Source organism: Actinopolymorpha alba DSM 45243 (genome assembly GCF_000373925.1).
Lineage (GTDB): Bacteria > Actinomycetota > Actinomycetes > Propionibacteriales > Actinopolymorphaceae > Actinopolymorpha > Actinopolymorpha alba.
Genome location: NZ_KB892801.1, coordinates 138,656 through 153,153 on the forward strand (window position 1 = coordinate 138,656; position 14,498 = coordinate 153,153).

The window sequence follows — 14,498 nt, forward strand, 5'->3', positions numbered from 1 at the left end:
TGACTACGCTCTGCCGCCAGTTTTCTGTCATACCCGTCGCCCGACGTTCCGCCGCAGAGCGGCGGCCGCGGCCAAGGCGCCACCCACCGCACCCGCGAGCCCAGCCGCGACCAGGCCGGCACGGGCAGCACGACGGCCTCGACGGAAGTCGCGGATCCGCCAGCCGCGCTTGCGGGCGTGGGCGCGCAGCCGGCGGTCGGGGTTGATGGCGTACGGCGTGCCGACCAGCGAGAGCATCGGGACGTCGTTGGCCGAGTCGGAGTAGGCCGAGCAGCGGCTGAGGTCGAGCCCTTCCTGCGCGGCGAGCAGGCGTACGGCGTCCGCCTTCGCCGTGCCGTGCATGAGGTCACCCACGAGGCGGCCGGTGTAGTAACCGTCGACCGTCTCGGCGATGGTCCCCAGCGCCCCGGTCAGGTTGAGCCGGTCGGCGATCAGCTGGGCGATCTCGACCGGAGCGGCGGTCACCAGCCAGACCCGCTCACCCTGGTCAAGGTGGCGTTGGGCGAGGGCGGCGGCGCCGGGCCAGATCTTGGTCGTGAGCACCTCGTCGAAGATCTCCGCCGCGAGCTCGGTGAGCTCACTGACCGGCCAGCCCCGGATGAACGCCAGCGCCTGCTCGCGGATCTGGTGAACGTCGTCGGGGTCCTCCGAGCCGATGACCCGGAACTTCAGCTGCTGCCAGCCGGCGCCGAGCACCTCGCGGGTCGAGAAGAACCGGCGGCTGTGCAGGCCACGGGCCAGGTAGAACAGCGAGGCGCCGCGCATCAGGGTGTTGTCCACGTCGAAGAACGCGGCCGCCCGCGGATCTGTCGGGACAGGGTGTTGCGTCGCCGTCGCACCAGTGGACGGAGAGTTCTGGACATCCTCCGCGGGCGTCATGAGCACCGAGCTTAGAGCGTCTTGGCCGCCTCGTGCCGGCAGCACCGGCGCCTACCCGGCTCGCCCGCGTTTTGCGGCCGGCCGCCCGCCGCGCCGGCCCCGATATGTCTCGGCGCGGATCGCGGATCTGTGCCAGACTCGCGAACGTGGTGTTGGCGTTTCGCACGCGGCTGCTCCCGGACCCAGTGAGCGCTCCGGTGAACGTTGCCGACCTGGTTCGTCGTTCGGCTGAGACGGCTCCCGACCGCCTGGCCCTGATCGCCGGCGACCGGCGGCTGACCTGGGCAGAGCTTGATCGCGCGGTCGACACCGTGGCGGCGGCGCTGTCTGGTGCCGGCCTCGTCACCGGTTTCCGGGTGGCGATCGCGCTGACCAACTCGGTGGAGTTCGTGACCGCCTACTTCGGTGCGCTGCGGGCCGGGCTCGTGGCGGTGCCGATCAATCCGGCGAGCCGGGCTGAGGAGGTCGCCGGGTTCCTTGCCGTGACGCGGGCTCGGGTGGTGTTGACCGACGGGGCCAGTGTCGCGGCGGTCCGCCAGGCCATCCGCGGTCACGACGGCCCGCTCGGCCATGACGGTGAGGCCGCTCCGCTGGTGGTTCCCGTCGGGATAGCGGCCCTTGCCGGTGAACGCACGTACGACGAATTCCTGGCCGCTGCCGCGTCGTCGCCGGCCGTGCCGCCCGCCGACCCCGAGACGCTGGCCGCGCTGGTCTTCACCTCCGGCAGCGGCGGCACACCCCGCACCGTCATGCTCACCCACCGGGCGCTGCTCGCTGGCCTCGACCAGATGGCCGCGATCGAGCCGCCGCCGATGGGGACCGGTGACGTCGTCCTCGGTGTGCTGCCCTTCTGCCACATCTACGGCCTGAACGGCGTCGTCGGACTTGCCGCCCGCACGGCCGGGACCATCGTGGTCGTGTCCCGTTTCGACCCCGAGCACACGCTCGACCTCGTGGCCGCGGAGAAGGTGACCAACATCCCGGCCGTCCCACCCATCCTCGCCAGCTGGCTCAGGTGCGACGACCTGGCTCGGCGGCTGGCGAGCGTCCGCGTGCTGGTGTCGGGTGCGGCGCCGCTGCCGGCCGGCATACGCCGGGGCATCCAGGCGGCGACCGGGCTCGTGGTGCATGAGGGGTACGGCCTCACCGAGGCGGCGCCCGTCGTGACGAGCACGCTGTGCTCGGCCGATCCCTCCGACCCGGACCAGCCCAAGCCCGGGTCCGTGGGCGCGCCGCTGCCCGGCGTCCAGGTCCGGGTCGTCGACGAGACCGGAGCCGATGTGGAGGTGGGGGAGCCCGGCGAGGTGCTCGTCCGGGGGCCCAACCTGTTCTCCGGGTACTGGCCTGATGCCACGGACGCGCCCGGCGAGGACGGCTGGTTCGCCACCGGTGACCTGGGTTACCTCGACGAGGACGGCGACCTCGCGCTGGTCGACCGGCAGGGCGAGGTGATCGTCGTGTCCGGCTTCAGCGTCTACCCACGCGAGGTGGAGGAGCTGATCGCCGAGCTGGAGCAGGTCGCCGAGGTGGCAGTGGTCGCCGTTCCAGACGAGCGGACCGGTGCGGCGGTGAAGGCGTACGTCGTGCCACGGCCCGGCCAGGAGGTGACCGCCGAGGCGGTGCTGAGCCTGTGCCGCGACCGGCTGGCGCGGTTCAAGCAGCCGAGCGTTGTACAAATCGTTCCGGAGCTGCCGCGTTCGGTGACCGGTCGGGTGGCGAAGTCGAGACTGCGTATCGCCGAACGCTAGTCGGCGATGGGATTCTGAGGCCGCGGGAGTTCGGGATGGCGCGGGTCACGCTCTACAGCAAGCCGGGATGTCACCTTTGTGATGATGCCCGGGAGATCATCGCCGCCGTCTGCGCCGACCTCGACGTCGAGTGGCACGAGGTCGATATCGAGGGTGACGAGGAGTTGTACCGTCGGTTCTGGGAGCAGATCCCGGTGACGTTTGTCGATGGTGCACAACATGATTTCTGGCGGGTCGACGAGGCCCGTCTGCGGTCAGCCTTGACCTAGGTCGTCCGCTTTCGGGGCGCTCGACGAACCGCTCGATTTTGTTCGCACGTTCACAAAGTCCTAGGCTTGGAGATCGCTGGTCGGGACAGTTCCGGCCGGCCAGAGGTGTCACCGCTGTCGTCGACGCCTCTCGACCCCAGGAGTGAAGTGAGTCCGCCGCGCCCCCGCCGTACGAGCGACCATGACGCGCGCCCCAGCCGCGGGATTCCCGAGGCGACCGTCGCGCGTCTGCCGGTCTACCTGCGCGCACTGACCGCGCTGGGCGACCGCGGCATCGCGACCGCCTCCAGCGAGGAGCTCGCCCGGGCGGCCGGGGTCAACTCCGCCAAGCTGCGTAAGGACCTGTCCTACCTCGGGTCGTACGGCACCAGGGGCGTGGGCTACGACGTGGAGTACCTCCGCTACCAGATCGCCCGCGAGATCGGTCTCACCCAGGACTGGCCGGTCATCATCGTCGGAATCGGTAATCTCGGTCACGCGCTGGCCAACTACTCAGGCTTCGCCTCCCGCGGATTCGGCATCGTCGGCCTGCTCGACGCCGATCCCGCGCGGGTCGGCGAGCAGGTCGGTGACTACGTCATCAAGGCCTACAACGAGCTCGAGCGGGTCGTCGAGGAGTACGGCGTCGCGATCGGCGTCATCGCCACGCCGGCCACCGCAGCCCAGGAGGTGTGCGACCGGATGGTTGCGGCCGGCATCACGAGCGTGCTCAACTTCGCTCCCGTGGTGCTGAAGGTTCCCGCCGGAGTCGACGTTCGCAAGGTCGATCTGTCCACCGAACTCCAGATCCTGGCCTACCACGAGCAACGCAAGGCGCTTTCGCAGCCCGGCCGACTCGACCACGTCGACGGTGTCGCGACTGAGAGGAGTCCTGTTATTCCATGAGTATCTTGGTCATCGGCCTGTCTCACCGTGGCGCGCCGGTCGAGCTTCTCGAGCGGGTGGTGCCGGCTACTGACTCGATCGACAAGTTCCTGACCGATGCGGTGGACTGCCCGCACGTCGGTGCGGCAGTTGTCGTGTCGACCTGCAACCGCGTCGAGATCTACGCCGAGGTCGAGCGGTTCCACGGCGGTGTCGAGGAGCTGGCCGAGCTGCTCGCCCGGCACTCCGGCGTACCCACCGCGGAGCTCACGCCCCATCTGTACGTCCGCTACGAGGATGGGGCGGTGAGCCACCTGTTCTCGGTGGTGTGCGGCCTGGATTCGATGGTGGTCGGTGAGACCCAGATCCTCGGTCAGGTCAAGGCGGGACTGCGCCGGGCGCAGGACGCCGAGACCGTGGGCTCGGTGCTCAACGGCGTGTTCCAGCACGCCCTGCGGGTCGGCAAACGCGCCCACACCGAGACCGAGTTGGGACGCGCAGGCCGGTCGGTGGTGACCGCCGCCCTCGGCCACGCGACCCGCCACCTCGGTGACATGACAGGACGCGGCGCGCTCGTGGTGGGCGCCGGCTCGATGGCCGCGCTGGCCGCGGCGACGCTCCGCCGTGACCTTGGAGCCTCGGTAGCGGTGACCAACCGCACCCCCGACCGGGCGCGCCGGCTCGCCGCGAACGTCGACGGCCGGGCCGCGGCGATGAGCGACCTCGCGCAGGAGCTGGCCACGGTTGACGTCGTGGTCTCCTGCACCGGAGCGGTCGGCGCCGTACTCTCCACCGAACTCCTGCGCACGGCGGTCGCCGCCCGCGCGGGTCGGCCGCTGGTGATCTGCGATCTGGCGATGCCCCGCGACGTCGAGCCGAGCGCCGGCGAGCTGGCCGGGATCACCCTGATCGACCTCGCCAGCCTGGCCGCCAGCCCGGACGGCCCCAACACCGACGTCGAGGCGGTCCGCGCGATCGTCGCCGCGGAGGTTCTGGAGTTCGCATCGACCCGCCGGGCCGCGACCGTCGCGCCGACGGTGGTGGCGTTGCGCAGTATGGCGGCGGAGGTGGTCGAGGCCGAGTTGCGCCGGCTCACGATGCGCGTCCCCGACCTGGAGGACCAGGCCCGGGTCGAGGTCGCCAAGACCGTGCGCAGGGTCGTCGACAAGCTGCTGCACGCCCCGACGATCCGGGTCAAGGAGCTCGCCGAGCAGACCGTCGAGACGTCCTACACCGACGCGTTGCGGGAGTTGTTCGCCCTCGACCCGTCCACGGTGGAGGCGGTCGAGAACGCCGATCCGGCTGAGCCGGTGCGACCGGGTGAGGAGGGGCCGCGATGAGCGTTCTCCGTATCGGCACCCGCCGCAGTGCCCTCGCACTCGCCCAGACCCGCACCATCGCGGCGGCGCTGGAGCGGGCCGGGCATCCGTGTGTGCTCGTCGAGGTGACCACCGAGGGCGACCGCAACCGCAGCCCCCTCACCAGGATCGGCGGCCAGGGTGTGTTCGTCGGTGCCCTGCGCGATGCGCTCCTCGCCGGTGAGGTCGACGTCGCGGTGCACTCGATGAAGGACCTGCCCACCCAGCCCGTGGAGTCCATCACGATCGGCGCCGTGCCGCGCCGCGAAGACCCGCGGGACGCCCTCGTCGCCCGCGACGGGCTCACCCTCGCGACCCTGCCACCTGGCGCGCGGGTCGGCACCGGCTCGCCGCGCCGACTCGCCCAGCTGCGGCTGGACAAGATAGACCTTGAACTTGTCGAGATCCGGGGGAACGTCGATACCCGGATCCGGAAGGTGTACGACGGTGAGCTGGACGCCGTCGTACTCGCTCGGGCCGGCCTCACCCGACTGGGCCGGCAGGATGAGATCACCGAGACGTTCGACCCGGCGGAGTTCGTGCCGGCGCCCGGACAGGGCGCCCTCGCCGTCGAGTGTCGCGCCGCCGACGAGAGCGTGCTGCATGCTCTCGCCGTACTCGATGATCCCCGCAGCAGGGCGGCGACCACCGCCGAGCGCGCCGTACTGGCCGGATTGGCGGCCGGTTGCAGCGCACCCATGGGAGCCTTCGCCGACACCATCGGCGGGGTGGAAGGGGAGTTCCTTTCCCTCCACGCCGTCGTGGCCGCCGTCGATGGCTCCGCCAGCGTCCGCCTGTCCACCTCGGGGCCTCGCGGCGAAGCAGAGGAGCTCGGCCACGCACTCGCGGCCGCCCTGCTCGCCGAGGGCGCCAGCCGTTTGATCGAGGAACGCGTCACGTGACCGCGAAGAACAAGACCACGAAGAAACTCCAGGGCTCGGTGTCCTTCGTCGGCGTTGGCCCAGGCGACCCTGCTCTTGTGACCCTCCGGGCGAAGGAGCTGCTGGGACGCGCCGACGTCGTCGCCGGCGAGCTCGCGACCTTCGAACCCGTGGTCGCCGCCTACGTCAGTGAGGAAGCCGAGCGGCTCGAGCTGACCGAGGACGCTGTGACACCGGCCGAGGCCGGCCGAGTCCTGGCCAAGCACGCCAAGGACGGCAAGCACGTCGTACGCCTGTACGTCGGCGACCCGTTCCTCGACGGGCACGCCTCGGAGCATGTCGCCGCGTTCGTCCGGCAGCACGTGCCGTTCGAGGTGACGCCGGGCCTGCCCGTCGCGACCGCCGTACCCACCTACTCCGGCACGCCGCTCACCACGGCGAAGGTCCGCGAGGCTCGCGTCATCGACGTGAGCGCTGGTGAGCCGGAATGGGAGACGCTCGCCGAGGGATCAGCCACGCTGGTCGTCACGGGTGTCACCGACGGGCTGAAGGACATCACCGGCCTCCTGGTCAAGGCTGGCCGGGACGCGTCAACGCCGGCCTCTGTGACCACGGCCGGCACCACCACGGAGCAGCGTACGATCGCCGGCACGCTCGAGACGCTGGCCAGCGAGGTGAAGTCGGCGCGGCTCGCCGGCCCCTACGTGCTGGTGGTCGGACCGGCCGTTGCCATGCGGGACAAGCTGTCGTGGTTCGAGACCAAGCCGCTGTTCGGTTGGCGGGTCCTCGTGCCGCGCACCAAGGAGCAGGCCGGTGTGCTGTCGAAGCTGCTCCGGCAGTACGGCGCGGTGCCGGAGGAGGTGCCCACCATCTCCGTCGAGCCGCCGCGCAACCCCCAGCAGCTCGACCGGGCGATCACCGGGCTGGTCACCGGGCGGTACCAATGGGTGGCGTTCACCTCGGTCAACGCGGTCCGTGCCGTGCGGGAGAAGTTCGAGGAGTACGGCCTGGACGCCCGGGCGTTCGCCGGCCTGAAGATCGCGGCCGTTGGTGAAAAGACCGCTGAGGTGATCCAGGCGTGGGGCATCAAGCCCGACCTGGTGCCGACCGGCGAGCACTCCGCCCGCGGGCTGCTCGAGGAGTGGCCGCCGTACGACCGGGTGCTCGACCCGATCAACCGGGTGTTCCTGCCGCGCGCCGACATCGCGACGGAGACGCTGGTCGCTGGCCTGGTCGAGTTGGGCTGGGAAGTCGACGACGTGACGGCGTACCGCACGGTGCGCGCCGCTCCGCCGCCCGCTCCGATCCGCGAGGCGATCAAGACCGGCAAGTTCGATGCGGTGGCGTTCACCTCGAGCTCGACCGTGCGCAACCTGGTCGGTATCGCCGGCAAGCCGCATGCGACGACTGTGATCGCGGCGATCGGCGCGCAGACGGCGACCACGGCCGAGGAGCACGGGCTCCGGGTCGACGTCCAGCCGCCGGCGCCCTCGATCGAGGCGCTCGCGGAGGCGCTGGCGGAGTTCGGTGAGGCTCGCCGGTCCGCGCAGATCGAGGCCGGTGACCCGGTGACGAAGCCGTCTGAACGCAAGGCCGGCGCGCGCCGCCGCGCGAAGTAGCAGCCGGAGTGATGTCGACCGACTTGTCCGAAGGTGCGCGGGAACCTTCGGACAGGTCGTGGGCTTTTGGGAGGCCCATGACCCGGTCGGGCAGCGTCTGCGCGACACTCGAAGGGTCCGGGCACTTACTGAAGGGTACTTGTCATGGGATTTCCCGACATCCGTCCTCGGCGGTTGCGGACCACGCCCGCGATGCGCAGGCTCGTCGCCGAGACTGAGGTCGCTCCGCGGTCGCTCATCCTGCCGCTCTTCGTCCGCGAGGGCATCACCGAGCCCGTTCCGGTCACCTCCATGCCGGGGGTTGTCCAGCACACGCTCGACACCTTGCGCAAGGCGTGTGTCGAGGCGGTCGAGGCGGGCGTGGGTGGCCTGATGCTGTACGGGATCCCGCGCGCCAAGGACGCGAACGGCTCCGGGGCCACCGATCCCGACGGCATCCTCAACGCCGCGATCCGGGAGGTCGTCTCCGAGGTTGGCGAGGCGAGTGTCGTCATGGCCGACCTGTGCATCGACGAGTTCACCGACCATGGGCACTGCGGGGTCCTTGCCGCCGACGGCTCGGTCGACAACGACGCCACGCTGGAGAGGTACGCCGAGATGGCGCTGGCGCAGGCGGAGGCCGGCGTCGACCTGGTGAGTCCGAGCGGCATGATGGACGGCCAGGTAGGGGTGGTACGCCGGGCTCTCGACGGGGCCGGGCACACCAACGTGGGCGTCCTGGCCTATTCCGCGAAGTACGCCTCGGCGTTCTACGGACCGTTCCGCGAGGCCGTGGACTCCAGCCTGAAGGGCGACCGCAAGACCTACCAGCAGGATCCCGCCAATGCCACCGAGGCGATGCGGGAGACCGCGCTGGACGTGGCGGAGGGCGCCGACCTGGTGATGGTGAAGCCGGCGCTTGGCTACCTCGACGTCGTACGCCGGATCAAGGACGCGGTCGACGTCCCGGTCGCGGCCTACAACGTGTCGGGGGAGTACGCCATGGTGGAGGCGGCCGCCGCCAACGGCTGGATCGAGCGGGAACGCGCGATCCTCGAGGTGCTCACGTCAATCCGGCGAGCCGGTGCTGACATCGTTCTCACCTACTGGGCCACGGAAGTCGCCCGCGGCTTCCGCTGAGCGACCTCTCAGGGTCCGGCATCGTCAAGGCGGCCTTGCACCGACTACCCAGTCGATGCAAGGCCGCCTTGACGATGGGCGCTACCTCACGCGATCAGCTGCTGGCGAGGGCGTACGCCGCCGTACCAATCAGCTCCAGGGACTTCTGCAGCCGCGCCGTACTCACATTGAGCGCGATGGTGTCCTCCGGCGTGTGGTAAATCGGCTCGAGCTCCGCCGGACCCCCGGCACCCCGCCAGCTGAAGTTGCCCGCGGCGATGCCCCGATTGTGGAACGGCACGTGGTCACTGGAGCCACGGAGCACCGGGCCCCGCACCTCCGACGCGTACCCCAGCCGGGCGGCGGCCGCCGCGACGGCGTCGGTGGTGGTGTTCGAAAGCCCGTCCACCGACAGGAGGTAGTAGACGACGGCTGGGCCCCAACTGGTGGCCACCATGTCGTTCTGGAAGCAGCCGACGATCCGACCCGCTGCCGCGTCGTCGAGCTGGTCGACGTAGTAGGTGGATCCGATGAGTCCCTGTTCCTCCGAGCCCCACAGGGCGAATCGCAGGGTCTTCCTGGTCGGGAGGCTCTTCAGCGCGCGGGCGACTTCGAGGGTCAGCACCGTTCCGCTGCCGTCGTCGTTCCCGCCCGGTGAACCGATGACGCTGTCGTAGTGGGCGCTCACCATGACGACACCGGCGTCGGGGCTCGGCCCGCTGGGCGGGCGCTCGGCGATGACGTTGTGGGACGTGAGATTGGCGTGCGTGGTGACCGTCAAGGTGAGCTTGACGGAGCCGGCGGCGAGGCGAGCTCTGAGGCGCTCGCCGTGGTACTGCGCGACGCCGATGACGGGAACGCCGACCTCGGCGGGCAGCACGGGCGTGAAGGTACCCGCCTTCCGACCCTCCACCGTGGAGATGTTCACGAGGAGAACTGCGGCGGCACCCCGCTCGATCGCGAGGTTCACCCGGATCGCGCTGTTGGCGTCGCCTTCGGCGCTCGTGCCGCGCTGGAGGAGCACGATCGCGCCCCTGACGTCCGCCGGATAGTCGCTCTCCCCACCGGCACCGCCGTCGACGACCTGGCCCGCGAGGGTGAGGTCCCGCCGGCCCTGTCCGGAAGCCGCGGCCTGCCACGGCTTCTCGCCGCGCACGCTGAGATCGGCGAGGTACTTGTCGGCGACTGGGAACGGTTGCAGCGTGACGCGATAGCCAAGGTCACGGAGCCGCGCCGCGAGGTACTTCGCCGCCTTCATCTCCGACGGCGTACCCCCGATCCGCGGGCCGATCTCGTCGCTGAGGTACTCAAGATGCGTCAGCGCCCGTTTGGCGCTGACCTGCGCGAGGACCTTACGGTCGCCCGACGTCAGCGCCGTCCCCGGTGCGAGGGTTGACGTGGTCCGGGTGGCGGCGTGGGCAGCGGTCGGGCCGGCCACTGTGGTCAGGCCGGCAAGCGCCGCGGCGCCCGTCAGTAGGTCTCGACGGTTGATCGAGGGCATAGGCGTACTCCTTGATCAGGAAGGAAGCTGCCGGGAACTCTGGCAGGGACCCCGCGCTTCGTAAAGCGCGCGCAAACCGCGGACCTCACCGTGGCCGAAGCCGGCCGTGAGAAGGCCCGACCTCTCTTACGTACGTGTGAAGAGGTGGCCGGATCCGGTCAGTCGCGTTCACTCCACGGACGCCCGCCTTGACCAAATCGTGATCGAAACGATGCAGAGGTGGACGTCGGCCAACGAGGTGTCATGAGACGGGCACCAGAGGGAACGCCGGCATCGCCGCTCGCGTCAACGCATTGTTGCCTGGCGGCGCGCGAGTTGCCTGATCGTCAAGGACCGCTTGGCGGCGGCGCCGGCGCGCGGGAGGGGATCTGCGCGGGGAAGGCTGGCGCATGGCGGGAGAAGACGCCGCCAGACATGGAGGGGCCGCCGCGGCGCCCGGTCGGGGGGGAGGTAACCAGGCGCCGCGGCGGCCGAGGAGGCCCGGCGCGCCCGGGGGGGTGAGGGCGCCGAGCCAGCTAGGGGCCGCGGTCCGTTGCGGACCTACGGTCTAGGAATGGCGTCTATGAGGTGGTTGAGCCGGACTGTACGCGCATGATCGAGGGGATTCGGATGGTGTTGTGGTGACCGTATCGGCTCTCGGAACGGCAGCTGCCTGCCTACACCGATATCACCGCTGCGGCCCTCAGCGGTCCCCCGTGTCATCTCGACCTCCCCGGCTCACGACTCACCTTACGTCGCCGCCACGCGTCTTTGAAGCCCGGACTTCTGGCCGATTCAACGACGGCGACCGCGAAGGGTTACGGCACTGATCAAAAACTTGGTGGACCCACCCCGGAGGTCGCGGATCCGGGGAGAGGGAGAATGACGCGGTGACCGCCCCCGAAATCTCCGCCGCCTCCGCGCCAGCCACCTCTCAGGCACTCTTCGAGCGTGCCCGAGTCGTCACTCCGGGTGGTGTGAACTCGCCTGTCCGCGCCTTCCGCGCGGTCGGGGGGACGCCGAGGTTCATCACCCGCGCGCACGGCGCCTACCTCGTGGACGCCGACGGTCGCGAGTACGTCGACCTCATCGGTTCCTGGGGTCCGATGATCCTCGGTCACGCTCACCCCGAGGTGATCGCCGCGGTCACCTCGGCCGTCGCGGCGGGCACGTCGTACGGCACGCCCACGGTGCCCGAGGTCGAGCTCGCCGAGGAGATCGTGCGGCGCACGCCCGTCGAACAAGTGAGGTTCGTCTCATCGGGCACCGAGGCCACGATGTCGGCCATCCGGCTGGCCCGAGGTGTGACCGGGCGCACGAAGGTGGTGAAGTTCGCCGGCTGTTACCACGGCCACGTCGACGCGTTGCTGGCCTCCGCTGGTTCGGGGGTCGCGACGTTCGGACTGCCCGACTCACCCGGGGTCACCGGTGCCCAGGCGTCCGACACGATCGTCGTTCCCTACAACGACCGGGCGGCCGTGACTGAGGTGTTCGAGCGGTACGCCGACGAGATCGCCTGCCTGATCACCGAGGCGGCGCCCGGCAACATGGGAGCGGTCCCACCCGAGGACGGCTTCAACGCGTTCCTCGCGCAGACCTGCCACGACCACGGCGCGTTGTTCATCTCCGATGAGGTGATGACGGGGTTTCGGGTGACGCGGTCCGGTTGGTACGGCATCGACGGTGTGGTTCCCGACCTCATGACCTTCGGCAAGGTGATGGGTGGCGGCTTCCCGGCGGCGGCGTTCGGGGGACGGGCCGCGCATATGGCGCAGCTCGCGCCGGGTGGCCCCGTCTATCAGGCCGGCACCCTGTCGGGTAATCCGGTCGCGACGACAGCGGGCCTCACCACGCTGAGGCTCGCGACCGACGAGGTCTACCACCACCTCGACCGGACGGCCGCCGTGGTGGCCGACCTGGTGAGCGCCGCCCTGGCCAAGGAGGGCGTGCCGCATCTCGCGCAGTTCGCCGGGAACCTCTTCAGCATCTTCTTCGTAGACCCCGCTGAGGTGCCGCGGGTCCGTGACTTCGCCGACGCCCGCACCCAGGCGCAGCACCGCTTCCGGGCGTTCTTCCACGCCATGCTCGACGGCGGCGTGCACCTGCCGCCGAGTGCGTTCGAGGCGTGGTTCGTCAGCGCCGCCCACGACGACGCCGCGCTCGACCGGATCGCGGCCGCGGTGCCGGCGGCGGCGCGAGCCGCGGCCGCCGCACAACCAGACGAGGAGACCAGGTGACCAGTGCCCATGGTCGGCTGGCCAGTGATCAGGAGTGCCTGTGAGTAAGAGCCGGACGCTCGTCCATCTGCTTCGGCACGGCGAGGTCGACAACCCACGCAAGGTTCTCTACGGCCGGCTTCCCGGTTATCACCTGTCAGAGCTGGGCCAGGCGATGGCCCGCCGGGTCGCCGAGACGGTGAAGGACCGGGACATCGTCCATCTGGGCTCTTCTCCACTCGAACGCGCCCGCGAGACCGCCGAGCCGTTCGCTGTCGAGTTCGAGCTGACAGTCACCAAGGACGAACGCCTGATCGAGGCCGCCAACGTCTTCGAGGGCATGACGTTCGGGGTTGGTGACGGGTCGCTGCGCCGGCCCTCGTCGTGGCGGCACCTGCGTAACCCCTTCCGCCCCTCGTGGGGCGAGCCGTACCGCCAGATCGTCGTACGCATGCTCGGCGCGATCGCGGACGCCCGGCGGGCGGCTGAGGGGCATGAGGCGCTGCTGGTGTCGCATCAGCTCCCGATCTGGACGGTGCGTTCGTACGTCGAAGGGCGCCGGCTCTGGCATGATCCCCGCAAGCGTCAATGCACCCTTGCCAGCCTGACGACGTTCACGTACGACGGTGACCAGCTGGTCTCCGTCGACTACTCCGAACCCGCCGCCGACCTGCTCCCCGCCGGTCTGGCGGGCACGAAGAAATTCGTCGCGGGAGCGTGAGTTTGTCGTGTACCGCCGCCGTCGTCGCCTGACGACCCTCGCGCTTGGTCTTGTGACCGGCGCCCTGAGCTTCACCCTGCTGGTCGCCTGCTCGTCCGGCGGCTCGTCGAGTTCGCAGTCGAGTAACGCCAGCACCCGGTTCGTCACCGGTAGCGGGACGGTCACCACGATCCCGCCAGCCGAACGCCGGAAGGCTCCCGCGGTGCGCGGCAAGTCCCTTACCGGCAAGGAAGTGGGGCTCGCCGACTACCGCGACAAGGTCGTGGTGATCAACGTCTGGGGATCGTGGTGTCCGCCCTGCCGCAAGGAAGCGCCCGACCTCAGGAACGCCGCGGCCTCCCTGGCGCCCAAGGGTGTGGAGTTCCTCGGCATCAACACCCGGGACAACGACCTGGGGCCAGCTCAGGCCTTCGTGCGCACGTTCAAGGTGCCCTATCCCAGCATCTTCGACCCGAAGGGCGCGCAGCTGCTCGGGTTCCGTGACACGCTGCCGGCGAGCGCGATCCCGTCGACGCTGGTGATCGACCGTCAAGGTCGGGTTGCGGCAAGGGTTCTGGGTGAGGTCAGCCAGCGGACGCTCGAGCAGTTGGCCTCCGACGTCGCGGGGTCAGGATGAGTGTGGGAGACGGGTTCGCCAACACGGCCCTGAACGGCTCGCTGGTGCTGGCGATTCCAGTGGCGCTGCTGGCGGGTCTCGTGTCGTTCCTGTCCCCGTGCGTGCTGCCGCTCGTTCCGGGTTACCTGTCGTACGTCACCGGCCTGTCGGGCGCGGACCTGGCCTCGGCCCGCCGGGGGCGGGTGGTGGCGGGTGCGTTGTTGTTCGTCGCGGGGTTCGCGCTGGTCTTCGTGTCGGCGGGCCTGCTCTTCGGAGCACTCGGCAACTTCCTGGCTGTCAACGCGGGGTTGCTCACCAAGGCGCTCGGTGTGGTGACCATCGTGCTCGGCCTGGCGTTCCTGGGATTCGTACCCTTCCTGCAGCGTGACATCAGGATCCACAAGGTGCCGTCGGTCGGGCTCGCCGCGGCGCCGCTGCTCGGGGCGTTGTTCGGCCTCGGCTGGACGCCGTGCCTCGGACCCACCCTTGGTGCGGTGGCGACGCTCGCGGTCAACGAAGCGACCGCCGGACGGGGCGCGGTCCTCATGCTCGCGTACGCCTTCGGGCTCGGGATTCCGTTCATCCTGGTGGCCGTGGGATTCCGGCGGCTGCTCGGCGCGCTCACGTGGGTACGCCGGCACCATGTCTGGGTCACCCGGGCCGGCGGCGTCCTGCTGATCGGGGTTGGTCTGCTGCTCCTCACCGGCGGGTGGGACGCCGTGGTCGGCCCGATGCGGCAGTGGGTCAGCGGCTTCGAAACGGTGGTGTGA

At 70.1% G+C, this 14,498-nt stretch carries 13 protein-coding genes; 11 read left to right on the forward strand and 2 right to left on the reverse strand.

Annotated elements, in window-relative coordinates:
• Positions 1-27: 27 nt before the first annotated feature.
• The gene (locus tag B141_RS0133200; protein WP_020579501.1) at positions 28-879 is read right to left on the reverse strand and encodes an HAD family hydrolase; all 852 of its coding nucleotides are present in this window, start codon (positions 877-879) and stop codon (positions 28-30) included.
• A 197-nt stretch (positions 880-1,076) separates the two neighbouring features.
• Here B141_RS0133200 and B141_RS0133205 point away from each other — a divergent pair, with 197 nt between their 5' ends.
• From B141_RS0133205 to hemB, 7 genes are all read left to right on the forward strand, one after another.
• Entirely contained in the window at positions 1,077-2,627 is a 1,551-nt protein-coding gene (locus tag B141_RS0133205) for a class I adenylate-forming enzyme family protein (RefSeq protein WP_237742867.1), read from the forward strand.
• Between the two features lie 35 nt (positions 2,628-2,662).
• A complete protein-coding gene (locus tag B141_RS0133210; protein WP_020579503.1) occupies positions 2,663-2,896 on the forward strand; it encodes a glutaredoxin family protein in 234 nt (77 codons plus the stop codon).
• A gap of 147 nt (positions 2,897-3,043) precedes the next feature.
• Positions 3,044-3,781 carry a redox-sensing transcriptional repressor Rex gene (locus tag B141_RS44145; RefSeq protein ID WP_020579504.1) on the forward strand — a complete coding sequence of 246 codons (738 nt, stop codon included), beginning with the start codon at positions 3,044-3,046 and terminating at the stop codon, positions 3,779-3,781.
• Positions 3,778-5,100 (forward strand): glutamyl-tRNA reductase, encoded by a 1,323-nt coding sequence (locus B141_RS0133220; RefSeq protein WP_020579505.1) that lies wholly within the window; start codon positions 3,778-3,780, stop codon positions 5,098-5,100. Before B141_RS44145 ends, B141_RS0133220 begins: the two co-directional genes overlap by 4 nt.
• Complete coding sequence (hemC, locus tag B141_RS0133225) at positions 5,097-6,020, forward strand: hydroxymethylbilane synthase (RefSeq protein ID WP_020579506.1); 924 nt, start codon at positions 5,097-5,099, stop codon at positions 6,018-6,020. Before B141_RS0133220 ends, hemC begins: the two co-directional genes overlap by 4 nt.
• Positions 6,017-7,618, forward strand: a complete 1,602-nt coding sequence (locus B141_RS0133230) for a bifunctional uroporphyrinogen-III C-methyltransferase/uroporphyrinogen-III synthase (protein ID WP_020579507.1) — start codon at positions 6,017-6,019, stop codon at positions 7,616-7,618. The genes hemC and B141_RS0133230 overlap by 4 nt, the downstream gene beginning before the upstream one ends.
• Before the next feature lie 144 nt (positions 7,619-7,762).
• Positions 7,763-8,737: a porphobilinogen synthase gene (hemB, locus tag B141_RS0133235; protein WP_020579508.1), complete on the forward strand. Its 975-nt coding sequence runs from the start codon at positions 7,763-7,765 to the stop codon at positions 8,735-8,737.
• A 94-nt stretch (positions 8,738-8,831) separates the two neighbouring features.
• On the opposite strand, the gene B141_RS0133240 is transcribed toward hemB, so the two are convergent.
• Entirely contained in the window at positions 8,832-10,217 is a 1,386-nt protein-coding gene (locus B141_RS0133240) for a M28 family peptidase (protein WP_020579509.1), read from the reverse strand.
• Between the two features lie 869 nt (positions 10,218-11,086).
• Between B141_RS0133240 and hemL the strand changes: the two genes are divergently transcribed.
• From hemL to B141_RS0133260, 4 genes are read left to right on the forward strand one after another with little or no spacing between them, the layout of a single operon-like run.
• Positions 11,087-12,433 (forward strand): glutamate-1-semialdehyde 2,1-aminomutase, encoded by a 1,347-nt coding sequence (gene hemL, locus B141_RS0133245; RefSeq protein ID WP_020579510.1) that lies wholly within the window; start codon positions 11,087-11,089, stop codon positions 12,431-12,433.
• A 40-nt stretch (positions 12,434-12,473) separates the two neighbouring features.
• A complete protein-coding gene (locus B141_RS0133250) occupies positions 12,474-13,133 on the forward strand; it encodes a histidine phosphatase family protein (protein WP_020579511.1) in 660 nt (219 codons plus the stop codon).
• A 7-nt stretch (positions 13,134-13,140) separates the two neighbouring features.
• Complete coding sequence (locus B141_RS0133255) at positions 13,141-13,749, forward strand: TlpA family protein disulfide reductase (RefSeq protein WP_020579512.1); 609 nt, start codon at positions 13,141-13,143, stop codon at positions 13,747-13,749.
• A gap of 2 nt (positions 13,750-13,751) precedes the next feature.
• Positions 13,752-14,498: a cytochrome c biogenesis CcdA family protein gene (locus B141_RS0133260; RefSeq protein WP_020579513.1), complete on the forward strand. Its 747-nt coding sequence runs from the start codon at positions 13,752-13,754 to the stop codon at positions 14,496-14,498.

Coding starts and splice junctions, on each gene's coding strand:
- B141_RS0133200 (WP_020579501.1), bottom strand. CDS start 879: ATGACGCCCGCGGAGGATGTCCAGAACTCTCCGTCCACTGGTGCGACG.
- B141_RS0133210 (WP_020579503.1), top strand. CDS start 2,663: ATGGCGCGGGTCACGCTCTACAGCAAGCCGGGATGTCACCTTTGTGAT.
- B141_RS0133220 (WP_020579505.1), top strand. CDS start 3,778: ATGAGTATCTTGGTCATCGGCCTGTCTCACCGTGGCGCGCCGGTCGAG.
- hemC (WP_020579506.1), top strand. CDS start 5,097: ATGAGCGTTCTCCGTATCGGCACCCGCCGCAGTGCCCTCGCACTCGCC.
- hemB (WP_020579508.1), top strand. CDS start 7,763: ATGGGATTTCCCGACATCCGTCCTCGGCGGTTGCGGACCACGCCCGCG.
- B141_RS0133240 (WP_020579509.1), bottom strand. CDS start 10,217: ATGCCCTCGATCAACCGTCGAGACCTACTGACGGGCGCCGCGGCGCTT.